The sequence below is a fragment of the Streptomyces sp. NBC_01003 genome (assembly GCF_045162695.1).
Classification (GTDB): Bacteria; Actinomycetota; Actinomycetes; order Streptomycetales; family Streptomycetaceae; genus Streptomyces.
The window spans coordinates 2,883,015-2,907,374 of record NZ_CP108707.1 but is presented as its reverse complement, the minus strand read 5'-3'; the positions used below and the strand labels follow the sequence as shown (position 1 = coordinate 2,907,374).

The window sequence follows — 24,360 nt, the reverse complement described above, 5'->3', positions numbered from 1 at the left end:
CTGCTCCTGCCCGAGGCGCGGGCCGCCCAAGGCAGCAGCTATGGCAGCAGCCCCGCCCTCCGTGCCGCAACCACCGCCTCCAGGCGCGTGTGCGCGCCCAACTTCCGCATGGCCGACCGCAGATAGCCCTTCACGGTCTCGGGCCGCAGGCCGAGGCGTTCGGCCGTGGCCGCGTTCGTCGCGCCGGTGGCCACGCACGCGAGGACGTCCACCTCGCGCGGCGTGAGCCCCACGTCCCGCACCCGCGGCGGTGCCGTCGCCGAGGCGAGCCTGCCGCACACCGTGAGGAGTTCCTCGCGCAGTGCCGGATCCACGACGCGAGGCGCGAGCGCCCGCAGCGCGCCGTGTGCCTCCCGCACCTCCTCCCACGCCGCCGAGCCGGCCGCCGCAGCCGCCGAGCCGGCCAACGCACCGGCCACCGAACCGGCTACCCCACCAGTCCCAGCGCCGGAGGCCCTCGCTCCGCCCACCGCCGCCAGCAGCGCCCGCGCCTCGTCCCGTATCACCAAGGCCTGTTCCACGTCGCGCGCCGCCGCGACCGCCTCGCCCAGCGTGCGGTCGCCCAGTGGCTGGGCGGTGCGCAGGGCCCCGTAGAGCACGCCCCGCACCCGGCGGCGTACGACGACGGGGACCGCGAGCACCGAGAGCAGGCCCTCGGCCGCGACCGCCGCGTCGTACTCGTGGCTGATGTGCCGCGAGACCGGGTAGTCCGTGACGGCGCACGGCCGGGACAGGGCGAGCGCCTTGCCGCCGAGGCCGTTGCCCGTCGCGATGGCGAGGCCGCGGAGCGCGCCCGTCACCGCGCCGCTCAATTCACCGATGCGCACCGAACCGGTGCCGCCCGTCACGGTGCCGCCCGTCATGAGTCCGCCGAATGCGACGGGCAGTCCCGTGCCCCGCCGCAGCCGCACCAGAGCGGCACGCATCTCCACCGCGTCGGCCCCGTCTGCGCTCACTCGCCGTGTCCTTCCAGGGAGCGGTCCGTACACCACCCCCGTCCGGGGGTGGTGAGATCTGCGTCACGGATTACACGATGGCATGCACGGTCCGCAATGAGGAGGACACATGACGACGGCGACCAGCGGTACGGATCCGAACCCGACCGAGCAGTTCCGCACGGCGAGGGACTTCCTGCTGCGGAACGCGGACGACTACACCGCCGCGTACGAGGGCTTCGCCTGGCCGCGCCCCGAGCGGTTCAACTGGGCCCTCGACTGGTTCGACGCCATCGCCGACGGCAACGGGAAGACGGCCCTGCACATCGTCGAGGAGGACGGCCGCGAGGGCCGCTTCACCTTCGACGAGCTGCGCCGCCGCTCGAACCGCGTCGCCAACTGGCTGCGCGGCCAGGGCGTCCGCGCGGGCGACCGGGTCCTGCTGATGCTCGGCAATCAGGTGGAGCTGTGGGAGATCATGCTCGCCGCGATGAAGCTGCGGGCCGTCGTCATCCCCGCGACACCGCTGCTCGGACCCGCCGACCTGCGCGACCGCGTGGACCGCGGCCGGGCCCGGCACGTCATCGTGCGCCCCGAGGACGTCGAGAAGTTCACCGAGGTCCCCGGCGACTTCACCCGAACCGTGGTCGGTGCGAGCGGCACTGCGGAAGGCGGCTGGCTCTCGTACGAGGAAGCCGATGACGCCTCCGAGACCTTCGAGCCCGACGGCGTCACGTCGGCCGAGGACCCGCTCCTCCTGTACTTCACCTCCGGCACGACTGCCCGGCCCAAGCTCGTCGAGCACACCCATGTGTCGTATCCCGTAGGGCACTTGGCGACCATGTTCTGGATCGGGCTGCGTCCCGGAGACGTCCATCTGAACATCTCGTCGCCCGGCTGGGCCAAGCACGCCTGGTCGAACTTCTTCGCGCCGTGGAACGCGGAGGCGACCGTGTTCCTCTACAACTACACGCGCTTCGACGCGGGCCGGCTCCTGGAGGTCATGGAGCGCGCGGGCGTCACGTCCTTCTGTGCCCCGCCGACCGTGTGGCGCATGCTCATCCAGGCCGACCTGACGCAGCTGGCGACGCCGCCGCGCGCGGTCGTCGCCGCGGGCGAGCCGCTGAATCCCGAGGTCATCGAGCAGGTGCGGCGCGCCTGGGGCGTCACCATCCGGGACGGGTTCGGCCAGACGGAGACCGCCGTGCAGGTTTCCAACAGCCCTGGTCAGGAGCTGAAGACCGGCTCCATGGGTCGCCCCAGCCCCGGCTACAAGGTCGAGCTGCTCGACCCGGTCACCGGCCGACCGGGCGCACAGGAGGGCGAGATCAGCCTCGATCTGTCCGAGCGGCCCGTCGGCCTCATGGTCGGCTACCACGGCGACCCCGAGCGGACGGCCGAGGCGATGGCGGGCGGTTACTACCGCACCGGCGACATCGGCTCGCGCGACGCCGACGGCTATCTCACGTACGTCGGCCGCTCGGACGACGTCTTCAAGGCCTCCGACTACAAGATCAGTCCGTTCGAGCTGGAGAGCGCGCTCCTGGAGCACGAGGCGGTTGCCGAGGCGGCCGTCGTGCCCGCCCCCGACGAGCTGCGGCTCGCCGTCCCCAAGGCGTACGTCGTCCTCGCCGAGGGGTACGAACCCGGGCCCGGCACGGCGAAGCTGCTGTTCCAGCACTCGCGGGACGTACTCGCGCCGTACAAGCGCGTCCGGCGTCTGGAGTTCGCCGAACTGCCCAAGACGGTCTCCGGCAAGATCCGCCGGATCGAGCTGCGCGAGCGCACGGCGCAGGGTTCCACGGCCGAGTACCGCGAGGAGGACTTCCGATGACGAGCGAACCCCGCACGACGTACCGGCCCCCGAACCTCTCGTACGCGCACGGGACGGACCCCGCGCCGCTCCTCGGCGACACCATCGGCCGCAACCTCGACCGGGCCGTGGCCACGTACCCCGACCGTGACGCACTGGTCGACGTGCCGTCCGGGCGCCGCTGGACCTACGCCCAATTCGGCGCGGACGTCGACCAGTTGGCGCGCGGGCTGCTCGCCGCAGGTGTGCTCAAGGGTGACCGCGTCGGGATCTGGGCAGTCAACTGCCCCGAGTGGGTCCTCGTGCAGTACGCGACCGCGCGCATCGGCGCGGTCATGGTGAACATCAACCCCGCATACCGCGCCCACGAGTTGGAGTTCGTGCTCAGGCAGGCGGGCGTCTCCATCCTCGTCGCCTCGACCGAGCACAAGGGCAGCGACTACCGGGCGCTCGTCCGGCAGGTGCGGGAGCGGTGCCCCGAGCTGCGCGAGACGGTCTTCATCGGTGACCCCGGATGGGACGCCCTGACGGCGGGTGCGGCCGCGGTGACGGTCGAGCAACTCGACGCCAGGCAGGCGGAGTTGAGTTGTGACGACCCGGTCAACATCCAGTACACCTCGGGCACGACGGGCTTCCCGAAGGGCGCCACGCTCTCCCACCACAACATCCTCAACAACGGCTTCTGGGTGGGCGAGACGGTCGGCTACACCGAGCAGGACCGGGTCTGCCTGCCCGTGCCCTTCTACCACTGTTTTGGGATGGTGATGGGTAATCTGGGCGCAACATCCCACGGGGCCTGCATCGTCATCCCCGCCCCGTCCTTCGACCCCGTCGCCACACTCCACGCGGTCGAGCGCGAGCGGTGCACGTCGCTGTACGGCGTCCCGACCATGTTCATCGCCGAGCTGAACCTCGCCGACTTCGCGACGTACGACCTGTCGTCGCTGCGGACCGGCATCATGGCGGGCTCGCCGTGTCCCGTAGAGGTCATGAAGCGGGTCGTCGCCGAGATGCACATGGCGGAGGTCTCCATCTGCTACGGCATGACCGAGACCTCGCCCGTCTCCACGCAGACCCGCCGCGACGACGACCTGGAGCGCCGCACCGGCACGGTCGGCCGCGTCCTGCCGCACATCGAGGTCAAGGTCGTCGACCCGGTCAGCGGCGTGACGCTGCCGCGCGGCGAGCCGGGGGAGCTGTGCACGCGCGGCTACAGCGTGATGCTCGGCTACTGGGACGAGCCGGAGAAGACGGCCGAGGTCATCGACCCGGGACGGTGGATGCACACCGGCGACCTCGCGGTCCTGCGCGAGGACGGCTACGTCCAGATCGTCGGCCGCATCAAGGACATGATCATCAGGGGCGGCGAGAACGTCTACCCGCGCGAGATCGAGGAGTTCCTCTACGCCCACCCGAAGATCGCGGACGTCCAGGTCGTGGGCGTGCCCGACGAGCGGTACGGGGAGGAGGTCCTGGCCTGCGTCATCCTCCGCGACCCCGAGGACACGCTCACCCTGGAGGAGCTCCGCGCGTACTGCCGCGACCAGCTGGCTCACTACAAGACGCCGGCCCGGCTGCGCATCCTCGACGCGTTCCCGATGACGGTGAGCGGCAAGGTCCGCAAGATCGAGCTGCGGGAGGGTTACGGGGCCGACGCCGGCTGAGGCGTACGACTTCTTCTGCGGGGCCTCATCCGGGCGCGATCAGCCCGGATGAGGCCCCGTCCCGTACCTCCGACCGAACCCGGCAGGGTCTACGCCCCGGCCGCTATCAGTTCGTCCGCCGGATTGTTGACCGGCTGGGGCATGCCCGCCAGGTCGAGGACGAAGAGCGGGACGTCGAGTTCGTCGGCGCGGGTGCGCGCGTCCTCGTCGTAGCCCGCGAGCGAGAAGTAGACGCTGACCGCCGACTCCGTCATGCCGGTCAGCCACAGGCACTCCACGTCCCGCAGGGTGGCGGGCCGTACCGACGGCTCGACCTGGGCGACGACGCCGCGCGCCGCGAGGCCGATGCCGGACGAGGGGCGCTGGTCGGCGCGGCGGACGTCCCGGTAGCCGAGCCAGCGAAGATAGAGGGCGACAGCGGTCACTGCGTCGCGCGCCGTGCGGATGGCCACCGGCTGGAACGCGGGGCGCGGGACGGGAGCCGTGGGCGGCAGCGGAATGTGGGCGGGGCCCGGCCGCGTAGGACCGGCCTGATCCGTACCGTCCGTCGTGGGCGGGTCCGCGAGCCCCGGCCAGGTCATGCCGCCCACCACGTCGGAGTCCGGCGACGCGTCATGGCTCGGCGCCGGGTCGCCGTCGACCGGGATCCTCAGCACCGTGCCGCACGCGCAGCCGATCTCCGGGCGCGGCCACCGGTCCCGGCGCCCGCAGGCCGCGCACCGCACGGTCACCCAGTCGTCGAGCCAGGTGCGGTGCGTGACCGGCTCCGCGGGCGCCCCGCGCCGCAGCGGCGGCACGACGGGCGCGCCGCACGAGCACGGGTAGACCGGTGGCGCATACACCTGTTCACGCCGGCAGGCGGGGCACCGCACCGGCACGTTCTGAGCCATGACCCACTCCCGGCATCCGCCCGGGGCTCCGCACCCGGGCTCACGTGATGGCTTCCCGCCCTGAGGCCTTTCGTTCGGATCAGGCCGGATCGGAACGAAAGACCCTCGGCACCCATCGTCCTCCAAACTCCCCGGCCGCGGCAGGCAGTCGGGCGAGATCCCTCCGGATCCGTCGACGAGAGGCCGTCCCTTGACGCTCGGCAGGTCGCCGCCTACATTGCTTCCATATAGCAGAACCTAGTTTCCGCGATGTGGAAATTAGAAGCTGAAGACAGTACGAAGACAACACGGACTCACAGCTCGCCGCGGGGGCGCGACGGGAGCGCGAATCCGACAGCCGAAGCAGGAGAACTCAATGGCTCGTATGACCGCTGCCAGCGCGGCAGTTGAGATCCTCAAGCGCGAAGGCGTCACGAACGCGTTCGGCGTGCCGGGTGCCGCCATCAACCCCTTCTACAAGTCCCTCAAGGAGGTCGGCGGCATCAGCCACACGCTGGCCCGCCACGTCGAGGGCGCCTCGCACATGGCCGAGGGCTACACCCGTACGAACCCGGGCAACATCGGGGTCTGCATCGGCACCTCGGGCCCGGCCGGCACCGACATGATCACCGGCCTCTACTCGGCCACCGGTGACTCCATCCCGATCCTGTGCATCACGGGCCAGGCGCCCAGCCACCTCCTGCACAAGGAGGACTTCCAGGCCGTCGACATCGCCTCGATCGCGAAGCCCGTCACCAAGATGGCCGTCACGGTCCTCGAAGCGGCCCAGGTGCCCGGCGTCTTCCAGCAGGCGTTCCACCTGATGCGCTCCGGCCGTCCGGGCCCGGTCCTCATCGACCTGCCGATCGACGTCCAGCAGACCGAGATCGACTTCGACCCGGAGACGTACGAGCCGCTGCCCGTCTACAAGCCGGCCGCGACCCGCGCCCAGATCGAGAAGGCGATCTCCTTCCTCCTGGAGTCCGAGCGCCCGCTGATCGTCGCCGGCGGCGGCATCATCAACGCGGACGCCTCCGACCTCCTGGTCGAGTTCGCCGAGATCACCAACACGCCGGTCGTCCCGACCCTCATGGGCTGGGGCACCATCCCGGACGACCACGACCTGAACGCGGGCATGGTCGGCCAGCAGACGGGCCACCGCTACGGCAACGCCACGTTCCTGGAATCGGACTTCGTCCTCGGCATCGGCAACCGCTGGGCCAACCGTCACACCGGCTACAAGCTGGACGTGTACCGCGAGGGCCGCAAGTTCGTCCACGTCGACATCGAGCCGACCCAGATCGGCAAGATCTTCGCCCCGGACTACGGGATCGCCTCCGACGCCAAGGCCGCCCTCGAGCTGTTCGTCGAGGTCGCGCGCGAGCTCAAGGCCGCGGGCAAGCTCCCCGACCGTTCCGCGTGGGTCGCCTCCCACCTGGAGCGCAAGGGCACGCTGCACCGCCGCACGCACTTCGACAACGTGCCGATGAAGCCCCAGCGCGTCTACGAGGAGATGAACAAGGCGTTCGGGCCCGACACCCGTTACGTCACCACCATCGGCCTCTCCCAGATCGCCGGCGCGCAGATGCTGCACGTCTACAAGCCGCGCCACTGGATCAACTGCGGCCAGGCGGGCCCGCTCGGCTGGACCATCCCGGCCGCGCTCGGTGTCGCCACCGCCGACCCGGAGACCCAGGTCGTCGCGCTCTCCGGCGACTACGACTTCCAGTTCATGATCGAGGAGCTGGCGGTCGGCGCGCAGCACCGCATCCCGTACGTCCACGTCCTGGTCAACAACGCCTACCTGGGCCTGATCCGCCAGGCGCAGATCGGTCTCGACATCAACTTCCAGGTCAACCTGGAGTTCGAGAACCAGAACAGCCCCGAGCTCGGCGTCTACGGCGTCGACCACGTCAAGGTCGCCGAGGGCCTCGGCTGCAAGGCGATCCGCGTCACCGAGCCCGACCAGCTCCTGCCGGCCTTCGAGGAGGCCAAGAAGCTCGCCGCGCAGTACCGCGTGCCGGTCGTCGTCGAGGCGATCCTGGAGCGCATCACGAACATCTCGATGAGCCCGACGGCCGACATCAGCGCCGTCAAGGAGTTCGAGGAGCTCGCGACCGAGCCCGGCCACGCGCCGACCGCGATCCGGCCGCTGACGGCCTGATCAGGCGCCTGCCGGCCGAACCGGGGGCGGTCCACCCGATGGGGGGTGTACCGCCCCTTCGGCATGACACCGCGAGTTACACGTGACACCGCGCTGACATCCGCGCGCCGCCCAGTGTTGACCGGCGGGCCGCCCCGGAAGGCGACGATCCGGTCATGGAACGACGTAGATTCGCCGCGGGCATCGCGGCGGCGGCCGCCGCCCCCGCCCTGCTCGGCGCGGCCCCCGCCCCCTCGTACGGCGACGACCGGCTGAGGGACGACCGGCTGAGGAAGGCCATGCGGGCCGCGCTCGGCGACGAACTCGACGACCGGGCCGCCGCCCGCGCCGTCGAGCCCCACATCCACGACATCGGCTTCGACTGGCACCCGCCGACGGTGCCCCTGGGCCGGATCGACTTCCTCGTCGCGTACGGCTTCGGGAACCGGCCGCCGGCCGGTGGCGGCGACCCCACGAAGGTCATGTACGAGCCGGGACCGGTCAACGAGGAGCTGGCGGACACCGTGGCCCGCGTGCGCGCCCGCAGGGACGTGCCCGTGTACGCGCAGTGGGAGATCGCGCGCTTCCTGAAGTCCAAGTACCGCATGACCGACGTGACATCGATCGAGCCGGTCGTCGCGCCGGACGGCACCATCACGTACCTGAGCACGGACGGCGTCGCCGCCCAGGTCGTGGAGGCCCGCGAGAAGCTGCCGGAGGGCATCGGCACCGCGGGCGTCATCGGCTTCCGCGATCACGTCAAGCGCTGCGTGCAGACCACGAACGACCGCGGCATGAAGGCGTACGCGCCCGCCGGCTTCGAGATGCCCGGCACGTACGACCCCGAGTCGGGCCAGGCCTGGACGCGGCGGCGCGACCTGTATCTCGTGCACGACATGACGGCGCAGTGGACCGTGCTGCGCGAGAAGCTGATCGCGCAGGCGGGCAGCGGCAACTCCTGAGCACCGTCGGCCGAGCGACGCGGGGACAACGCAAGAACGCCGAGTACGGGACCGTCCGTACTCGGCGTTCTGCGCTTCCCCCGAAGCCGGCCTCTCCTGAACTGAGCATTCCCCGAAGAGGTCTTTCCCCGAAGGGAGTTGGTGCCGCCCGACGGCATGCGACTGGCGAAACATGCATGCGTGCCGCCGGGCGGATTCCGTGGTGTGGCCGGTACCGCGGCGGCCTGGGATGAACCCCGGCGGCTGCCCTCCCCTCAGGTCGAGCAGGGGCCGCCAGGATCTTGACCACCGCACTGGCTCGCAGAGCCGCCGCGGACCGTGCCTGTCCGCCTGGGGCGGACCGCCCGCGTCGCCGTGTGACCACCCCTCATCCGGGTCTGCACAGCGGCGCGGGCATTGCGTCCGGGGCCTGACCTCCCGTCAGACCCCGGACGCAGCTCGGGTGCTAGTCCTCGCGCAGGGCGCGGACCGCCTCCTCCACGCGCTTGCCGTACTCGGCGTCGGCGGCGTGGAAGTGAGCCAGGTTCTTCTCGATCACGTCGTCGCGGGAAACCTGCGAGAGGCCGCCGGCGATGTTGGCGATCAGACGGGACTTCTCGTCGTCCGACATCAGGCGGAACAGCTCGCCCGCCTGGAAGAAGTCGTCGTCCTTGGTGTGGGCGGGCGCCTCGTGCGTGCCGGTGTAGCCGGCGACGGCGAGCGGGGCCGACAGCGGGCGGCCGGTCTCGGCGGGCCCGTCGTACGAGTTGGGCTCGTAGTTCTTGCGGTCGCGGCCGTAGGCGTTGGACGCCATCAGGCCGTCGCGGCCGTAGTTGTCGGCGTTGGTCGCCTTGGGCGCGTTCACCGCGAGCTGGGTGTGGTTGACGCCCAGGCGGTAGCGGTGCGCGTCCGCGTAGGCGAACAGGCGGCCCTGGAGCATCTTGTCCGGGGAGGGACCGATGCCGGGCACGAAGTTGTTCGGGGAGAACGCGGCCTGCTCGACCTCGGCGAAGACGTTGTCCGGGTTGCGGTCGAGGACCAGGCGGCCCACGCGCTGCAGCGGGTAGTCCTTGTGCGGCCACACCTTGGTGAGGTCGAACGGGTTGAAGCGGTAGTCGTCCGCCTCGGCGACGGGCATGAGCTGCACGTACAGGGTCCAGGACGGGTTGACGCCGCGCTCGATGGCCTGGAGCAGGTCCGTCTGGTGCGAGTTGGCGTCCTTGCCCGCGATCTCGGCGCCCTGCTCGGAGGAGAGGCAGCGGATGCCCTGGTTCGTCTTGAAGTGGTACTTGACGAAGAAGGCCTCGCCCTCGGCGTTCGTCCACTGGTAGGTGTGCGAGCCGTAGCCGTTCATGTGGCGGTACGAGGCAGGGATGCCGCGGTCGCCCATCAGCCAGGTGATCTGGTGCGTCGCCTCGGGGGCGTGCGCCCAGAAGTCCCAGACGTTGTCCGCCTCCTGCTTGCCCGTGAAGGGGTCGCGCTTCTGGGAGTGGATGAAGTCGGGGAATTTGATCGGGTCCTTGATGAAGAACACCGGGGTGTTGTTGCCGACGAGGTCGTAGTTGCCCTCTTCGGTGTAGAACTTCAGCGCGAAGCCGCGCGGGTCGCGGACCGCGTCCGCGCCGCCGAGGTTGTCCGCGACGGTGGAGAAGCGGATGAACGTCTCGGTGCGCTTGCCGACCGTGCTGAGGAAGTCGGCGTGGGTGAAGCCGGTGACGTCGTCCGTCACCTCGAAGTAGCCGTACGCGCCGGAACCGCGCGCGTGGACGACACGCTCCGGGATGCGCTCGCGGTTGAAGCGAGCGAGCTTCTCGAGGAGGTGCTGGTCCTGGAGGAGAAGCGGGCCACCGACGCCGGCGGTGGCGGAATTCTGGTTGTCGGCGACAGGAGCGCCGGACTCGGTCGTGAGCACACGCTTCGACATGGTGGCGAGGGTGACCTTCCGTACGGAACTGCTGGGACTGCTGACGGTGAACCGGAGCGTAAGAGGCTCTGAACAGCTACGTCAACAGTTTGTTGAAGTTGTGGTCAACGGTTTGTTGAATTGCAAGGCATGGTTCCGGGCCGCGGCGACGCCTGGGCGCGACAGGACAGGTGTCAGCGCCGCCACGGCCCGGAAGTCCGGGGGGTCAGACCTGCTGACCGGAGAGGCGCTCGACGCCGCGCAGCAGCGCGGAGTGGTCGAGGCCGCCGTCGCCCTGGGCGCGCAGGGAGGCGACGAGCTGGGCGACCACACCGCCGACGGGCAGGGCGGCGCCCACGTTGCGGGCGGCGTCGGTGACGATGCCCATGTCCTTGTGGTGCAGGTCGATCCGGAAGCCGGGCTTGAAGTCCCGGTTCAGGAAGTTGTCCTTCTTGCGGGTCAGGACGGTCGAGCCGGCCAGGCCGCCGTTGAGGACGTCGAGCGCGGCCGTCAGGTCCACGCCGGACTTCTCCAGGAAGACCACGGCCTCGGCGCACGCCTGGATGTTCACGGCGACGATCAGCTGGTTGGCGGCCTTCACGGTCTGGCCCGAGCCGTGCGGACCGCACAGCACGATGGTCTTGCCGAGGGCGTCGAGGAGCGGCTTGGCCTCGTCGAAGTCGGCCTGCTCACCGCCGACCATGATCGACAGAACGGCCTCGATCGCACCGGCCTCGCCACCGGAGACCGGGGCGTCGATGACGCGGATGCCCTTGTCCTTGGCGGCCTTCGCGAGGTCCACGGAGGTCTGCGGGGTGATCGACGACATGTCGACGATCAGGGCGCCGGACTTCGCGTTCTCGAGGATGCCGTTCTCGCCGTAGGCGATGGCCTCGACCTGCGGAGAGGCGGGCACCATCGTGACGATGACGTCGGCGTCCTTGACGGCCTCGGCGATCGAGCCGGCCGCGGTGCCGCCGGCGGCCGCGAGCCGCTCCAGCTTGTCCTGCTCGAGGGTGAAGCCGGTCACCGAGTAACCAGCCTTGATCAGGTTCTCGGACATGGGGGAGCCCATGATGCCGAGTCCGATCCACGCGATCTTGGGGAGGTTGCTCATGAGGGTGCCTCTCTAACTGCGGTCGTACGTAGGTGAGTTGGCGCGCGTCGGGACGCTCAGCGCGCGGCGCGGGCCCCGGCGGGCAGCCAGGCGAAGGCCTCGGCGCTCGGCTTGTCGCCGGGCTTGTACTCCAGGCCGACGTAGCCCTCGTAGCCCGTCTTCGCCAGCTGGTCGAGCAGCTCCTCGAGCGGCAGCGAACCGGTGCCGGGGGCGCCGCGGCCCGGGTTGTCGGCGATCTGCACGTGGCCGGTCTTCGCGGCGTACTGCTCGATCACCGCGGGCAGGTCCTCGCCGTTCATGGACAGGTGGTACAGGTCCATCAGGAACTTGGCGTTGCCGAGGCCCGTGGCCGCGTTCACCTTGTCCACGATCTCGATCGCCTTGGGGGCGCTCACGATCGGGCACAGCGGCGACTCGGGCTTGTTCAGCGCCTCGATCAGGAGGATCGCGCCGACGCGGTCGGCGGCGCGGGCCGCGAGCACCAGGTTCTCCAGGGCGAGCTCGTCCTGGACCGCCGGGTCCACGCCGTCGACGCGGTTGCCGTACAGCGCGTTGAGCGCCGTGCAGCCGAGGGAGAGGGCGAAGTCCGCCGCGATGTCGATGTTCGCGCGGAACTTGTCGCTCTCCTCGCCGGGGACGGACAGGGCGCCGCGGTCGGGGCCCGGCAGCTGTCCGGCGTAGAAGTTGAGTCCGGTGAGCTGTACGCCCGCGTCCTCGATCGCCTTCCTGAGGGCGTCGAGCTCGGACTGCTCGGGGGTGGGGGCGTCGACCCAGGGCCACCACAGCTCGACCGCGGTGAAGCCCGCCGCGGCGGCGGCCGCGGGGCGCTCCAGGAGCGGGAGTTCCGTGAAGAGGATCGACAGGTTGACGTTGAAGCGCTGGTCTGCGGCTGTGCCCATCGAAAAGCTCGGCATGGGGGTCGGCGCTCCCTTCCGTATCGAGATCCGTACGGCACTCGGTGTCGAGTTCCGTATAGCGGAAGTTCGTTTCTGCTTGATGGAAGACTGCCGGGGATGCTTCGCTCTTGTCAAGAGGGGCTGCCGGAAAAACCGGTCGCGGCAGTAGGTTGACCCCGTGCGATTGAGAGTGGAGTTCACGACCGAGCCCTTCGACCTGGACGAGGCGCCGCCCCATGCGGTCGTCGCCCGCGACGTCATCCAGAAGGCCGAACTGGACGCGGTGGATGTCGGACCGTTCGGCAACACCGCCGAGGGGGACGCGGGCGCCGTGCTCGGTGCGGTGGAGGCGCTGCTGCGCCAGACCCTGGAGGCCGGCGCCACCCGCGTCTCACTCCAGGTCAATGTCGTCGGGGAGGGCGACAAGTGACCGCTACAGGAGACGTCCCCTTCGTCAGCGCGGTGAAGCCGCTGGTGGACGCCATGGGGGGCGAGATGCTGCCGCCGCAGGAGGCGGGCAAGGACGATGTCGTCCTGCACTGGGAGGGCCGCGAGGTCATCGCCGTACGGCTGCCCCAGCTGGCCGACTCCCTGGATCACATCCTGGTGGCCATGGAGCGCGGGCAGGGCATGCCCCTGTCAGCCCTCGACCGCAAGGCCAAGCAGGAGGTCGTACGGATACTGGAGGCACGCGGTGCCTTCTCCGTGCGGCACGGAGTGGAGACCGTGGCCGGTGCGCTCGGGGTGAGTCGTTTTACCGTCTACAACTACCTGAACAGGGAAAACGCCGCCAAGGGGGAGTAGCCTCCCCAGTATCACGCCAAGGTGTCGAACCAGCCGCCGTCCGGATACCGGGCGGCGGTTTTTGTAACTCCGAGTTTTCAACAAAGTGTTGACGTGGTGTTTCGGAGGGCGTTAGCTATCCGCAGCCCGTCCAGCTCAAGGCCACGGAGGCTTCCCGTGACTTCACGTCCGATGCCGGGGCTTTCCCGGTTCAACACCCTTCAGGAGAACGCGGCCGGTGCCGCGCTCCACGAGGTGTGTGCCAGCTCGGCGTGGGGGAGCAAGCTCCTCGCCCAGCGCCCCTTCAAAACCGCGGAGGAACTCTTCGCCGCGAGCGACGTCGCCATGGCCGAGCTCAGCGCCGAGGATCTCGCCGAGGCGATGGCGGGGCACCCCCCGATCGGCCGCCCGAAGCCGGGCGACCCGACCTCGTCCCGCGAGCAGCGGGGCATGGCCGGCGCCTCCGAGGAGCTCAAGGCCGAGATGCTCGAACTGAACCTGGCGTACCAGGACCGGTTCGGTCATGTCTTCCTGATCTGCGCCACCGGGGCGACCGGCGAGCAGATGCGCGACGCGATGAAGGCCAGGATCGGCAACGACACCGGGACGGAGCGCGAGATCGTGCGCACCGAACTGGGGAAGATCAACCGTATCCGCCTGACCCGCCTCGCCGAAGAAGACGTAGAAGTGGAAGAGGACAAGGACTGATGAGCACCGCGACCACCGCGTCGGTGTCGACGCACATTCTCGACACCAGCATCGGACGCCCCGCCGAGGGCGTCGCCATCTCGCTCGCCGCCCGTCAGGGCAGCGACGCCGAGTGGGTGGCGCTCGGCGGCTCCGCGACCGACGCGGACGGGCGCTGCAAGGACCTGCCGGCGCTGCCGGAGGGCACCACCCACGTACGGCTCGACTTCGCCGTCGAGACGTACTTCACGCGTTCTATCAAGACAGTGAAGCAAGCCGAGGCGCAGCAGGACGCCCCCCGCGTAAGGGACAGCGGTGCGTTCTTCCCGGAGGTGGCGATCACGTTCGCCGTCAAGCCGGGCGAGCACTATCACGTACCGCTGCTGCTCAACCCGTTCGGCTACTCCGTTTACCGAGGGAGCTAGCAGACATGCCCACGATTCTCGGCCAGAACCAGTACGGCAAAGCAGAGAACCGCGTCGTCAAGATCACGCGGGACGGCGACACCCACCACATCAAGGACCTGAACGTCTCCGTCGCCCTCTCCGGCGACCTCGACGACGTCCACTACAACGGCTCCAACGCCAACTGCCTTCCGACGGACACGACGAAGAACACCTGCTTCGCGTTCGCCAAGGAATACGGCATCGAGTCGGCCGAGCAGTACGGCATCCACCTCGCCCGGCACTTCGTGGACAGCCAGCCGTCCATCCACCGCGCGCGCATCCGCATCGAGGAGTACTCCTGGGAGCGCATCGCCGGCTCCGACGGCAACTCCAAGTTCATCGGCGCCGACGAGGTCAAGCACTCCTTCGTCCGCAAGGGCCAGGAGACCCGCCTCGCGCAGATCACGTACGACGGTGAGAAGTTCGAAGTCCTGTCCGGGCTCAAGGACCTGACCGTGATGAACTCCACGAACTCCGAGTTCTGGGGCTACATCAAGGACAAGTACACGACGCTCCAGGAGGACTACGACCGTATCCTCGCCACGTCCCTGTCGACGTGGTGGCGGCACAACTGGACGTCCGACGACCAGCGCATGCCGCAGTGGGAGAAGTCCTACGAGCAGTCCAAGAAGCACATCCTCCAGGCGTTCGTGGAGACGTACTCGCTCTCGCTCCAGCAGACGCTGTACCAAATGGGTTCGCGGGTCATCAACAACCGCAGCGAGATCGACGAGATCCGCTTCTCCGCGCCCAACAAGCACCACTTCCGGCAGGACCTCTCCGCCTTCGGTCTGGAGAACGAAGCCAAGGACGGCGCCGTGTACTACGCGGCCGACCGCCCCTACGGCCTGATCGAGGCCACCATCCTGCGCGACGGCTGCGAGCCGCACATCCCGGTCGACATGACCAACCTCTGACGGCAATTGACGTCCCCGGGGCTCTGCAGAGGCCCCGGGGACCGAGTTCCCGGAACGACCGGTGACATCACCGGAGGGAACAGCAGTGACTCCGCCCCAAGGGGCTTTTCACTCGGCCGTACGGCCTCATGACGGTCAAGCCCTGACCGCCCTCCCGTAGGAAGACGAGCAGTTTACTGCAGCTCAGGAGACGTCAATGGCACAGGACTTGACCGTCCACCCGGTTGACCAGAAGCTCCACCCCTCGCGGCTCGTCCCCGCGGCACTCCAGCACATCGCCGCGATGTACGCGGGCGTGGTCACGCCCCCGCTCATCATCGGCCAGGCCGTCCGTCTCGACACGGCGGGCCAGACCCGGCTCATCGCCGCCAGTCTGCTCATCGCGGGCGTGGCCACCCTCCTGCAGACCCTCGGCGTCAAGGGACTCGTCGGCAACCGGCTGCCCTTCGTCAACGCCGCCTCCTCGGCCGGCATCGCGCCGATGCTCGCCATCGCCGAGACCAACGCCCGGGGCGACCAACTCCCCGCCATCTACGGTGCGGTGATGGTCGCCGGCGTCTTCTGTCTCGCGATCGGCCCGTTCTTCGGCAGGCTCCTGCGCTTCTTCCCGCCGCTCGTCACGGGCGTCGTCATCACCCTCATCGGGGTGACCCTGATGCCCGTCCCGGTCGCCTGGGCGCAGGGCGGTGACAGGACCGCCGCCGACTTTGGCGACATGAAGTACCTGGGACTCGCCGCGTTCACGCTCGTCGTCATCCTGATGATCCAGCGCTTCGGCCGCGGCTTCGTCAAGCAAGTCGCCCTGCTTCTGGGCCTGTTGATCGGCACGCTGGCCGCGATCCCGTTCGGCATGGCCGACTTCGGCGCCCTGAAGTCGGCCCCGGTCGCCGCGCTGCCGACGCCCTTCGCGTTCGGCACGCCCGAGTTCCAGCCCGCCGCGATCCTCTCGCTCTGCCTGGTGATGCTCGTCCTGATGACGGAGTCCAGCGCCGGAATGCTCGCCATCGGCGAGATCTGCGACCGCGAGACCAGCGGCAGGACCATCACCCGCGGCCTGCGCACCGACGGCCTCGCCACCCTTCTCGGCCCCGTCTTCGGCGGCTTCCCCACCTCGGCCTTCGCCCAGAATGTCGGCGTCGTCTCGCTGACCAAGGTGCGCAGCCGCTACGTCGTCGCCGCCGCGGGAGGCGCGCTCCTGGTCCTCGGCGCCTTCCCGGTGCTCGGCGCGGTGGTCTCCACGGTGCCGATGCCGGTCCTCGGCGGCGCGGGCATCGTCCTCTTCGGCTCCATCGCCGTCAGCGGCATCCGTACGCTGTCGGAGGCCGGCCTCGACGACAGCTCGAACATCATCCTGGTCGCCGTCTCGCTCGGCGCGGGCATCATCCCGCTCGCCGCGCCCACCTTCTACGCCGAATTCCCGGCCTGGGCGCAGACCGTGCTGGGCTCCGGCATCAGCGCGGGCGCCCTGGTGGCCGTATCGCTGAACCTGTTCTTTCACCATCTCGGCACCCGCGGCCGCGCCACCGCCGCCGCGGCACTCAAATCCTCCTAGGGTCCTGCCGTGCCCTCCCCCAAGCTCTCGGCTCGCTCGAGCAGGGGGAACCCCCGTCGCCACTCACCCATGAAGGAAGCACCATGGCACCCTCGGCAGCCCCTTCCCGCATCGTCATCGAGAACGCGGCCATCGCGACCGTCGACGCCAACGACACCGAGTACGCCTCGGGTTACGTGGTCGTCGCCGACAACAAGATCGAGTCCGTCGGCGCAGGCCAGGCCCCCGCGGGCCTGGAGAACGTCGTACGCCGCGTCGACGGCACCGGCCACCTCGTCACGCCCGGCCTGATCAACACCCACCACCACTTCTACCAGTGGATCACCCGGGGCCTCGCCACGGACCACAACCTGTTCAACTGGCTGGTCGCGCTGTACCCGACGTGGGCGCGCATCGACGAGCAGATGGCCCGCGTCGCCGCGCAGGGCTCCCTCGCGATGATGGCCCGCGGCGGTGTCACCACCGCGATGGACCACCACTACGTGTACCCGCAGGGCTCCGGCGACCTGTCCGGCGCCATCATCGGCGCCGCCTCCGACATGGGTGTCCGCTTCACGCTCGCCCGCGGCTCCATGGACCGCAGCGAGAAGGACGGCGGCCTGCCGCCGGACTTCGCGGTCGAGACCCTCGAGGGCGCGCTCGCGGCCACCGAGGAGACCGTCAAGAAGCACCACGACGCCTCCTTCGGCGCCATGACCCAGGTGGCCGTCGCCCCCTGCTCGCCGTTCTCCGTGTCCACCGAACTCATGAAGCAGGGCGCCGAGTTGGCGCGCCGGCTCGGGGTAAGGCTGCACACCCACGGCAGCGAGACGGTCGAGGAGGAGAAGTTCTGCCACGAGCTCTTCGGCATGGGCCCGACCGACTACTTCGAGTCGACGGGCTGGCTCGGTGAGGACGTGTGGATGGCGCACTGCGTCCACATGAACGACTCGGACATCGCCGCTTTCGCCCGTACGGGCACGGGTGTCGCGCACTGCCCGTCGTCCAACGCCCGTCTGGCGGCCGGTATCGCCCGCGTCCCGGACATGCTCAAGGCGGGCGTACCGGTCGGTCTCGGCGTCGACGGCACCGCGTCCAACGAGTCCGGCGAACTGCACACCGAGCTGCGCAACGCACTCCTCATCAACCGTCTCGGCGCCCACCGCGAGGCCGCCCTGAACGCCCGTCAGGCGCTCAGGCTCGGCACCGCCGGCGGTGCCCGGGTCCTGGGCCGCGCCGCCGAGATCGGCTCCCTGGAGGCGGGTAAGCTCGCCGACCTGGTCCTGTGGAAGATCGACGGCATCGGGCACTCCTCGATCGCCGACCCGGTCACCGCCATCGTCTTCGGCGCGGCGGCCCCGGTCACCCTCTCCCTCGTCAACGGACAGCCGGTCGTCGAGGACGGACGCCTGCTGCACGCCGACGAGGACGCCATCGCCCGCGATGCGCGTCAGGAGGCCCAGCGTCTCGCGCGGATCACCGCCGAGGCGTAGGAGGTGGCCGCCGGATCTCAGCGACGCCGCGGAGATCCGGCGGCCACCTCCCACCCTGGAACTCCGGTCGGGGGGGACGGCCCCCGACCGGACTTGAGCTGCCGAGCGGGCTGCTCAAGTGCCGCCCCGGATCGTGGCCCAACACTTCACGATCCCGGGGCGGTCAGCACTACCTGGGCGCAGTACCCACAACCGAATACCGGCAAGTCCTTGCACGTCGTACCACCTCCCAGAAGCGAGTGCCGCCCAGGCACTGGAAAACAAACGGAGGAGCCGCTGTGGCCATCAAGCCCAGGTTCACCAAGCAAGGCACCACCCCCGACGAGATATCCGAGGGGCACACCGAACATCCTGCGGGCAAGCACCCGGTGGACGAGAAGCTGCCGCCGCTGAAGATGGCGACGACCGGCCTCCAGCACGTCGCCGCCATGTACGCGGGCGTCGTCGCGCCGCCGCTCATCGTGGGCGCCGCCGTGGGCCTGTCGCCCAAGGAACTCACCTTCCTGACCGGCGCCTGCCTGTTCACCGCGGGGCTCGCCACGTTCCTCCAGACCCTCGGCATCTGGAAGATCGGCGCCCGTCTGCCGTTCGTCAACGGCGTCACCTTCGCCGGTGTCGCCCCCATGATCGCCGTCGTCAACTCGACCGACGACAAGAAGGACGCGCTGCCCGTCATCTTCGGCGCGGTGATCGTCGCCGGCGTTCTCGGCTTCATCGCGGCCCCCTTCTTCAGCAAGCTCGTGCGCTTCTTCCCGCCGGTCGTGACCGGCACGGTCATCACCCTCATCGGCGTCTCGCTGATGCCGGTCGCGTTCGGCTGGGCCCAGGGCCCCAACCCCGCGGCGAAGGACTACGGTTCGACGACCTATCTCACGCTGGCGGGCATCACTCTCGTCATCGTGCTGTTGCTGCGCCGGTTCACCACGGGCTTCGTCAAGCAGATCGCCGTACTCCTCGGCCTGGTCATCGGCACCCTCGTCGCGATCCCCTTCGGCGTCACGGACTTCAGCCCGATCGGCGACGCGGACGTCATCGGCTTCCCGACGCCGTTCCACTTCGGTGCCCCGCAGTTCGCCGCCGCCGCGATCGTCTCCCTGTGTGTCGTCATGGTCGTCTCGATGACGGAGTCCACGGCCGACATGCTGGCGCTCGGTGAGATCGTGGAGCGTCCCGCCGATGAGAAGACCATCGCGGCCGGCCTGCGGGCCGACACGCTCGGCTCGGCGCTCAGCCCGTTCTTCAACGGCTTCATGTGCAGCGCGTTCGCCCAGAACATCGGCCTCGTCGCGATGACGAAGATCCGCAGCCGGTACGTCGTCGCCACGGGCGGCGGCTTCCTCGTCCTGATGGGCCTGTGCCCGATGGCGGCCTCGCTGATCGCGGTCGTTCCCCGGCCCGTTCTCGGCGGCGCGGGCGTCGTGCTCTTCGGCTCGGTCGCGGCGAGCGGCATCCAGACCCTCGTCAAGGCGAACCTGGAGCGGGACAACAACGTACTGATCGTGGCCGTTTCGCTGGCCGTCGGACTCATCCCGATCGCGGCGCCGGAGTTCTACCACGCGTTCCCGGAGACCGCGAAGATCATCCTGGATTCGGGTATTTCCACGGGCTGCGTGGCCGCGGTGATTCTCAATCTGCTCTTCAACCACCTCGGCCGCAGCGGCGACGCGGACGACGTGACGGCCCCCATGGAACCGGGCGGTGAGATCGCGTCGACGCGTACGGTCGCCGGGTCCTCGGCGTCGGCAGGGTCTTCCGCGGCAGGGGTGCACTGACGCACCGGGCGTGACGCCGCCGACCGTACGGCGGAAGTTGCTGTGCCATCACACCGGATTGCCGGTCCCGGGTGAGCCGTGGCGCGACGGGACCGGCCTTCGTCCTGGGTTCGGGTATCTCGACGGACTGCATCCTGGCGGTCGGCCTGGACCCTGTCTTCAACCACCGGGGTCGGAAGGCGGGTTCGGCCACGGTGCCCGAACCGGCCCTCCCGCGCTGTCCGTCACTCCGCCTGTTTCGCCGGCCGTCCGCCGGGCTCGCGCAGCGTCCGTACGAGCAGCCAGCCGAGCGCCGGCAGGACGGTCAGCGGCGCGAGCGCGGTGCGCAGGGACGCGGCGTCCGCGAGGGCGCCGATCGCCGGGCTCGCGATCCCGCCGACGCTGACCGCAAGCCCCAGCGTGACGCCGCTCGCGGTGCCCACGCGCCGGGGCAGATAGTCCTGGCCGAGCGTGATGTGCAGCGAGAACGGTACGTACAGGCCGGCCGACGTCAGCGCCACGCACAGGTAGAGCGCGGGACCGGGGACGCAGACGACCCCGGCGACGGCGAGGACCGTCAGGGCGTACGACCGGCGCAGCACCGGCACGCGGCCGAAGCGGGTGGCGAGCCTGCCGCCCGCCACGGTGCCCACCGCGCCGCCGATGTAGAGCACGAACAGCGCGGCTGTGCCCGCTGCTTCACCGCCGCCCGCCCGCTGGCGCGCGTACAGGGAGATGAACGCGCTCAGGCCGACGAAGACGATCGAGCGGCACACAATGGCGCCGGTCAGCTTGAGGAACGACGGCCAGTCGTCCCTGCCGTCCACTTCGAGCGCGGCTCCGCCCGCCGCCGGGGCGGCTCTCCGGCCCGAGCGCAGCGCGGCCACGCACAGGGCCGCTCCGGCCAGGCCCGGGACGACCAGCAGCGGCGACGCGTGCAGCCCGCCGGTGGCGACGACGGCCGAGACCAGCAGGGGCGCGGTCGCGAATCCGAGGTTGCCGCCCAGCGAGAACCAGCCCATCGCCGTATGGCTGCCACGGCTCGCGCCGCGGGCCACGCGCGCGGCCTCAGGATGGTAGGCGGCGACCCCGATCCCGGACACCGCGACCACCACCAGCGTGAGGGTGTACGAGTCCCCGACGCCGGCCAGCGCCACACCGGCCCCGCCCACCACGCAGCTCACCGGCAGCAGCCACGGCATCGCCCACCGGTCCGTGAGCGCGCCGAACAGCGGCTGCACCACCGACGACAGCAGCGACGCGGCCAGGACGATCCCGGAGGCGGCGGCATACGTGTAGGCCCGCTCGGAGACGAAGAACGGCACCAGGGCGGCCACCGCGCCCTGGTAGACGTCCACGCACGCGTGCCCGAGAGCGAGCAGGGTGATGGGCCCGCGCCGGCGGGCCGGGGGTCCTGGGGCGGCTGTTGGTTCGGTCGTGGGCGCGGGGGAGACGGAGGTCCGGTTGTCTGACACCCGTCCATCGTCCGTACGGGCCGCCGTGGCGCGCTTCCGATAAAGTGCCAACGTATGCCGGATGTCCGCCACACTCCGCAGGCACCCACCCGCACCCGGACGCTGGCGGCGGGCGGGCGGATCGACCCGCACCGGCACGACGAGCACCAGATCGTCTACGCGGGCTCGGGAGTCCTCGCCGTCACCACCGACGCCGGCACCTGGTTCGCGCCCGGCACCCGCGCCATCTGGGTACCGGCCGGCTGCGTCCACGCCCACCGCGCCCACGGGCACCTCGCCCTGCACACGCTCGGCCTGCCCGCCCGGGTCAACCCGCTCGGCCTGGACGCGCCCACCGTCCTGACCGTCAGTCCGCTGCTGCGCGAACTGCTCCTCGCCGCCACCCGCGACCCCGACGACGACAGCCCCGAGAGCAGGCGCCTGCGCGCCGTCCTCCTCGACCAGCTACGCGCATCCCCGCAGCAGCCCCTCCAACTCCCCACCCCCACCGACCCGCGCCTCAAAGCGGTCTGCGCCCTCCTGTACGACGACCCGGCCGACGCCCGCCCCCTGGCCGCGCTCGGGAGGGCGTCCGGAGCCGGTGAACGCACGCTGAGCCGCCTCTTCCGCCGCGAACTGGGGATGACCTTCCCCCAATGGCGCACCCAGCTCCGCCTCTACCACGCGCTGCGGATGCTGGCGGAGGGCGAGCCGGTCACAACGGTCGCGCACCGCTGCGGCTGGTCCTCCACCAGCGCCTTCATCGACGTGTTCCGCCGCGCGTTCGGCACCACGCCGGGGGAGCACAGCCGGAGGCCCTAGGGCTTCTCATCACGTGTCCCTTGGCTGTCCGGGCTGTCCGGGCCGTCCGTGGTGTCGCGGTCAGCTTCCGCACAGGGCGGCCGTCCTGACCGAACCGCCCTTGTTCTCGTCGTCCGTGCCGAGCACCGCGTCACGCGAACCGGGCACACACTCCAGCGCCTCGACCTTGAACCCCGTGAACTTCCCCAGTACCGCAGGCGACGTGGAGACCGTCAGCCGCACCGCACCGCACCCGACCCCGAGATCCGCACGCGTCCCGCCGCACTCACCGCCGAGTCGAACGGCCCGTCGTCCCCCGCGTCCGACGCCGAGGAGACGAGCATCCGCCCGTCACCGGTCACCGAGATGTCGGACACGTGCCGGACGTCACCCGTCGGGTACGGCGCCCGGAACGACGCCTGCTGAAGCGCCCCGAACTTCGCGTCCCCGTACTCGCTGTAGGAGAACGGCGCCGCGAAGACCGTCGCGGGCCGCCCGGCCCCGTCTCCCCGGTCCGCCCACACCGCCGCGAGCTTCCCCTGGTTCGAGGCCAGTGCGAAGCTCTCGAAGTCGTCGCCCTCGCGGATCCCGGGGAGCGGCGAGAGGTCGAGCACCTTCACCGTGCTGCCGGTCCGCCGGAGGTGGTAGACGAGTCCCCGGCCGGCCAGGGCCACATATTCGCCGGGTGTGCCAGGCACCGCCTCGACGGCCTCCAGGTCGGTCGGCTCCGCGCCGTCCCAGGTGACCGGGGTGACGTCGGCGGAGGCGGACCCGCCCTCGCTGTAGGTGAGTTGGGGGATCCGGTTGTCGCCCGGCTTCTTGTTGTCGCGCACGATGAGCGCGTGGACCGTTCCGTCGGAGTGCCCGGTGAGGGCGAGCCCGCTGACGCCGGATTTCACATCGCCGCCGACCTGCGCCGAGGGGCCCGCGGCCCCCGCCTGGCCTGCCGTCACCAAGGCAAGGGTCGCGGTGGCGGCGGCGAGCAGTGACTTGTGGCGGAGCTGCATGGGCGGGCCTCTCGCTTCGGGGTGACGCTCGGGGGCATCGCATCGGGGTGACGCGCGTAGACGGACGGCTGCCCGGGACCGTAGCGATCATGGTGAGCCGGGGGCAAGGGGCGGATGGGCCGTTCGGTGCAGGCGCAAGCGGCGCGCCCGGCCCTCGCGAGTGCCGAACGCGCCGCCTTGGGAAGGGAGTTGTCAGTCGATGTGGTAGCTGTCCCCGTACACCTTCCAGTCGAGCGGCGGGTCCAGGTTCAGATTGCCGTTCTCGAGGAAGACGCGCTGCGCGGTGTCGACGCGGCTCGTGTCGCTGTGGGCCTCCTCCTGCTTCATGGCCCACACCCGAGCGTCGAGGAACGCGTTCAGGTACGCGACCTCGTCGCCGCCCTGCGCCGGCGGCTGGGCCTGGGCGAGGGCGCGCTTGCGGATGTTGCGGAAGCTCGTCGCGTCATCGCCGTCGCCGTGCATCACGATGGCGTCGTAGTACGCGAACTGGCCGAGCGTGCCGATGCCGTCCGCCTTGCCCTGTGAGACCGCCGGGTTGAAGTACACGCGGTCGCGCTCGTCGTTCTGGGCCTGCTGGAACGCGGAGTCCTCGGCCGCCTTCTCCCAGTCGCGCGGGTAGTCGGGGTCGAGGCCGTCGTGCGAGTCGGTGCCGTCCACCTCGCGCAGGGCGGGCAGGTACTTCGCGAGGACGTTGCCGGGCTTGCGCTGCGTGTACAGCTCCACGAGGTCGAGCATGTCGCCGGTGCCGGAACAGAAGCCGATGATCCCGGCGGTGTAGCCGCGGCCGTCACCGATGTCCTCGATGTAGCCGTACTGGGCCTTCCAGTCGAGCGAGGAGTTCTCCGCGCTCGACACCAGCTTCATGGCGATCTCCTTCTTCGCCGGGTCGTCGAGCCCGCTCGCGGAGACGGGCGTGGCCGTCGCGAGCTGGGTCGTGAGGAGCGGGGCCGCGACGACCGAGGCGCCGATCAGGGCGAGCAGGGTGCGACGCGACGTGCGTATGTGGGGGGTGTGCACGGGACCTCCATGGGGGAGCTCGTTCTTCCGCGAACTGTTAGGAAGGTTTCCTACCAGAGATTGTGGGTGACGTATACCCGTCAAGCGGAGGGGAGTTGGGGGTGTGGAGCGGGGGTCGATGTGCTCCCGCGGGCCGTTCCCGCACGTGAACGGCGGTTTTGTATGTGGGGAGGGGGTGGGTGGGGCGCCGGT

22 protein-coding genes are annotated in these 24,360 nt (G+C 70.1%); 13 read left to right on the top strand and 9 right to left on the bottom strand.

Annotated features, from left to right (window positions below; all coding sequences use genetic code 11):
- Window positions 1–38: 38 nt before the first annotated feature.
- Complete coding sequence (locus tag OG698_RS13475; RefSeq protein ID WP_406103262.1) at window positions 39–956, bottom strand: response regulator transcription factor; 918 nt, start codon at window positions 954–956, stop codon at window positions 39–41.
- 109 nt (window positions 957–1,065) lie between these two features.
- Between OG698_RS13475 and OG698_RS13470 the strand changes: the two genes are divergently transcribed.
- Together OG698_RS13470 and OG698_RS13465 are read left to right on the top strand one after the other, a co-directional pair.
- Window positions 1,066–2,769 carry an AMP-binding protein gene (locus OG698_RS13470; RefSeq protein ID WP_406103261.1) on the top strand — a complete coding sequence of 568 codons (1,704 nt, stop codon included), beginning with the start codon at window positions 1,066–1,068 and terminating at the stop codon, window positions 2,767–2,769.
- On the top strand, window positions 2,766–4,412 hold the full coding sequence (locus tag OG698_RS13465) for an AMP-binding protein (protein WP_406103260.1): 1,647 nt from the start codon (window positions 2,766–2,768) through the stop codon (window positions 4,410–4,412). The genes OG698_RS13470 and OG698_RS13465 overlap by 4 nt, the downstream gene beginning before the upstream one ends.
- Before the next feature lie 89 nt (window positions 4,413–4,501).
- On the opposite strand, the gene OG698_RS13460 is transcribed toward OG698_RS13465, so the two are convergent.
- Window positions 4,502–5,302 carry a hypothetical protein gene (locus tag OG698_RS13460; RefSeq protein ID WP_406103259.1) on the bottom strand — a complete coding sequence of 267 codons (801 nt, stop codon included), beginning with the start codon at window positions 5,300–5,302 and terminating at the stop codon, window positions 4,502–4,504.
- Window positions 5,303–5,657: 355 nt separating this feature from the next.
- Here OG698_RS13460 and gcl point away from each other — a divergent pair, with 355 nt between their 5' ends.
- Both gcl and OG698_RS13450 read left to right on the top strand, forming a co-directional pair.
- Window positions 5,658–7,445 (top strand): glyoxylate carboligase, encoded by a 1,788-nt coding sequence (gcl, locus tag OG698_RS13455; protein ID WP_329569179.1) that lies wholly within the window; start codon window positions 5,658–5,660, stop codon window positions 7,443–7,445.
- A 155-nt stretch (window positions 7,446–7,600) separates the two neighbouring features.
- Complete coding sequence (locus tag OG698_RS13450; RefSeq protein ID WP_406103258.1) at window positions 7,601–8,386, top strand: hypothetical protein; 786 nt, start codon at window positions 7,601–7,603, stop codon at window positions 8,384–8,386.
- A gap of 445 nt (window positions 8,387–8,831) precedes the next feature.
- Here the strand turns inward: OG698_RS13450 and OG698_RS13445 are convergent, their stop codons facing one another.
- The 3 genes from OG698_RS13445 to OG698_RS13435 all read right to left on the bottom strand — a co-directional run bounded on the left by OG698_RS13445 (window position 8,832) and on the right by OG698_RS13435 (window position 12,299).
- Complete coding sequence (locus OG698_RS13445) at window positions 8,832–10,289, bottom strand: catalase (RefSeq protein WP_399967769.1); 1,458 nt, start codon at window positions 10,287–10,289, stop codon at window positions 8,832–8,834.
- 205 nt (window positions 10,290–10,494) lie between these two features.
- Entirely contained in the window at window positions 10,495–11,385 is an 891-nt protein-coding gene (locus OG698_RS13440) for a 2-hydroxy-3-oxopropionate reductase (RefSeq protein ID WP_100591420.1), read from the bottom strand.
- 56 nt (window positions 11,386–11,441) lie between these two features.
- The gene (locus OG698_RS13435) at window positions 11,442–12,299 is read right to left on the bottom strand and encodes a TIM barrel protein (protein ID WP_406103257.1); all 858 of its coding nucleotides are present in this window, start codon (window positions 12,297–12,299) and stop codon (window positions 11,442–11,444) included.
- Between the two features lie 160 nt (window positions 12,300–12,459).
- Here OG698_RS13435 and OG698_RS13430 point away from each other — a divergent pair, with 160 nt between their 5' ends.
- The 8 genes from OG698_RS13430 to OG698_RS13395 all read left to right on the top strand — a co-directional run bounded on the left by OG698_RS13430 (window position 12,460) and on the right by OG698_RS13395 (window position 19,910).
- On the top strand, window positions 12,460–12,711 hold the full coding sequence (locus OG698_RS13430) for a hypothetical protein (RefSeq protein WP_406103256.1): 252 nt from the start codon (window positions 12,460–12,462) through the stop codon (window positions 12,709–12,711).
- Window positions 12,708–13,085 (top strand): helix-turn-helix domain-containing protein, encoded by a 378-nt coding sequence (locus OG698_RS13425; protein ID WP_266675213.1) that lies wholly within the window; start codon window positions 12,708–12,710, stop codon window positions 13,083–13,085. The genes OG698_RS13430 and OG698_RS13425 overlap by 4 nt, the downstream gene beginning before the upstream one ends.
- Window positions 13,086–13,256: 171 nt before the next feature.
- Window positions 13,257–13,772: a 2-oxo-4-hydroxy-4-carboxy-5-ureidoimidazoline decarboxylase gene (gene uraD, locus OG698_RS13420; protein ID WP_406111038.1), complete on the top strand. Its 516-nt coding sequence runs from the start codon at window positions 13,257–13,259 to the stop codon at window positions 13,770–13,772.
- Entirely contained in the window at window positions 13,772–14,176 is a 405-nt protein-coding gene (gene uraH / locus OG698_RS13415) for a hydroxyisourate hydrolase (protein WP_326773487.1), read from the top strand. The genes uraD and uraH overlap by 1 nt, the downstream gene beginning before the upstream one ends.
- Window positions 14,177–14,181: 5 nt before the next feature.
- Window positions 14,182–15,114: a factor-independent urate hydroxylase gene (pucL, locus tag OG698_RS13410; protein ID WP_326773486.1), complete on the top strand. Its 933-nt coding sequence runs from the start codon at window positions 14,182–14,184 to the stop codon at window positions 15,112–15,114.
- Between the two features lie 196 nt (window positions 15,115–15,310).
- Window positions 15,311–16,666 (top strand): nucleobase:cation symporter-2 family protein, encoded by a 1,356-nt coding sequence (locus tag OG698_RS13405; protein ID WP_406103255.1) that lies wholly within the window; start codon window positions 15,311–15,313, stop codon window positions 16,664–16,666.
- An 83-nt stretch (window positions 16,667–16,749) separates the two neighbouring features.
- The gene (locus OG698_RS13400) at window positions 16,750–18,138 is read left to right on the top strand and encodes an 8-oxoguanine deaminase (protein ID WP_406103254.1); all 1,389 of its coding nucleotides are present in this window, start codon (window positions 16,750–16,752) and stop codon (window positions 18,136–18,138) included.
- A 395-nt stretch (window positions 18,139–18,533) separates the two neighbouring features.
- Window positions 18,534–19,910: a nucleobase:cation symporter-2 family protein gene (locus OG698_RS13395; RefSeq protein ID WP_384249359.1), complete on the top strand. Its 1,377-nt coding sequence runs from the start codon at window positions 18,534–18,536 to the stop codon at window positions 19,908–19,910.
- A gap of 224 nt (window positions 19,911–20,134) precedes the next feature.
- Here OG698_RS13395 and OG698_RS13390 read toward each other — a convergent pair whose 3' ends face one another.
- On the bottom strand, window positions 20,135–21,277 hold the full coding sequence (locus OG698_RS13390; protein ID WP_406111036.1) for an MFS transporter: 1,143 nt from the start codon (window positions 21,275–21,277) through the stop codon (window positions 20,135–20,137).
- Window positions 21,278–21,418: 141 nt separating this feature from the next.
- Between OG698_RS13390 and OG698_RS13385 the strand changes: the two genes are divergently transcribed.
- The gene (locus tag OG698_RS13385; protein ID WP_406103253.1) at window positions 21,419–22,165 is read left to right on the top strand and encodes an AraC family transcriptional regulator; all 747 of its coding nucleotides are present in this window, start codon (window positions 21,419–21,421) and stop codon (window positions 22,163–22,165) included.
- 60 nt (window positions 22,166–22,225) lie between these two features.
- On the opposite strand, the gene OG698_RS13380 is transcribed toward OG698_RS13385, so the two are convergent.
- The 3 genes from OG698_RS13380 to OG698_RS13370 all read right to left on the bottom strand — a co-directional run bounded on the left by OG698_RS13380 (window position 22,226) and on the right by OG698_RS13370 (window position 24,168).
- Window positions 22,226–22,387: a hypothetical protein gene (locus tag OG698_RS13380; RefSeq protein WP_406103252.1), complete on the bottom strand. Its 162-nt coding sequence runs from the start codon at window positions 22,385–22,387 to the stop codon at window positions 22,226–22,228.
- On the bottom strand, window positions 22,378–23,151 hold the full coding sequence (locus OG698_RS13375; RefSeq protein ID WP_406103251.1) for a hypothetical protein: 774 nt from the start codon (window positions 23,149–23,151) through the stop codon (window positions 22,378–22,380). Before OG698_RS13375 ends, OG698_RS13380 begins: the two co-directional genes overlap by 10 nt.
- A gap of 192 nt (window positions 23,152–23,343) precedes the next feature.
- Window positions 23,344–24,168: a chitosanase gene (locus OG698_RS13370; RefSeq protein ID WP_406103250.1), complete on the bottom strand. Its 825-nt coding sequence runs from the start codon at window positions 24,166–24,168 to the stop codon at window positions 23,344–23,346.
- Between the last annotated feature and the right edge of the window lie 192 nt (window positions 24,169–24,360).

Excerpts from the sequence above, each read along its gene's own strand:
- OG698_RS13435 (WP_406103257.1), bottom strand. The coding sequence starts at position 12,299 with ATGCCGAGCTTTTCGATGGGCACAGCCGCAGACCAGCGCTTCAACGTC.
- OG698_RS13445 (WP_399967769.1), bottom strand. The coding sequence starts at position 10,289 with ATGTCGAAGCGTGTGCTCACGACCGAGTCCGGCGCTCCTGTCGCCGAC.
- uraH (WP_326773487.1), top strand. The coding sequence starts at position 13,772 with ATGAGCACCGCGACCACCGCGTCGGTGTCGACGCACATTCTCGACACC.
- OG698_RS13375 (WP_406103251.1), bottom strand. The coding sequence starts at position 23,151 with ATGCAGCTCCGCCACAAGTCACTGCTCGCCGCCGCCACCGCGACCCTT.
- OG698_RS13450 (WP_406103258.1), top strand. The coding sequence starts at position 7,601 with ATGGAACGACGTAGATTCGCCGCGGGCATCGCGGCGGCGGCCGCCGCC.
- OG698_RS13400 (WP_406103254.1), top strand. The coding sequence starts at position 16,750 with ATGGCACCCTCGGCAGCCCCTTCCCGCATCGTCATCGAGAACGCGGCC.
- uraD (WP_406111038.1), top strand. The coding sequence starts at position 13,257 with ATGCCGGGGCTTTCCCGGTTCAACACCCTTCAGGAGAACGCGGCCGGT.
- OG698_RS13395 (WP_384249359.1), top strand. The coding sequence starts at position 18,534 with ATGGCGACGACCGGCCTCCAGCACGTCGCCGCCATGTACGCGGGCGTC.
- OG698_RS13385 (WP_406103253.1), top strand. The coding sequence starts at position 21,419 with ATGCCGGATGTCCGCCACACTCCGCAGGCACCCACCCGCACCCGGACG.
- OG698_RS13470 (WP_406103261.1), top strand. The coding sequence starts at position 1,066 with ATGACGACGGCGACCAGCGGTACGGATCCGAACCCGACCGAGCAGTTC.
- OG698_RS13440 (WP_100591420.1), bottom strand. The coding sequence starts at position 11,385 with ATGAGCAACCTCCCCAAGATCGCGTGGATCGGACTCGGCATCATGGGC.
- gcl (WP_329569179.1), top strand. The coding sequence starts at position 5,658 with ATGGCTCGTATGACCGCTGCCAGCGCGGCAGTTGAGATCCTCAAGCGC.
- OG698_RS13465 (WP_406103260.1), top strand. The coding sequence starts at position 2,766 with ATGACGAGCGAACCCCGCACGACGTACCGGCCCCCGAACCTCTCGTAC.
- OG698_RS13405 (WP_406103255.1), top strand. The coding sequence starts at position 15,311 with ATGGCACAGGACTTGACCGTCCACCCGGTTGACCAGAAGCTCCACCCC.
- OG698_RS13460 (WP_406103259.1), bottom strand. The coding sequence starts at position 5,302 with ATGGCTCAGAACGTGCCGGTGCGGTGCCCCGCCTGCCGGCGTGAACAG.
- pucL (WP_326773486.1), top strand. The coding sequence starts at position 14,182 with ATGCCCACGATTCTCGGCCAGAACCAGTACGGCAAAGCAGAGAACCGC.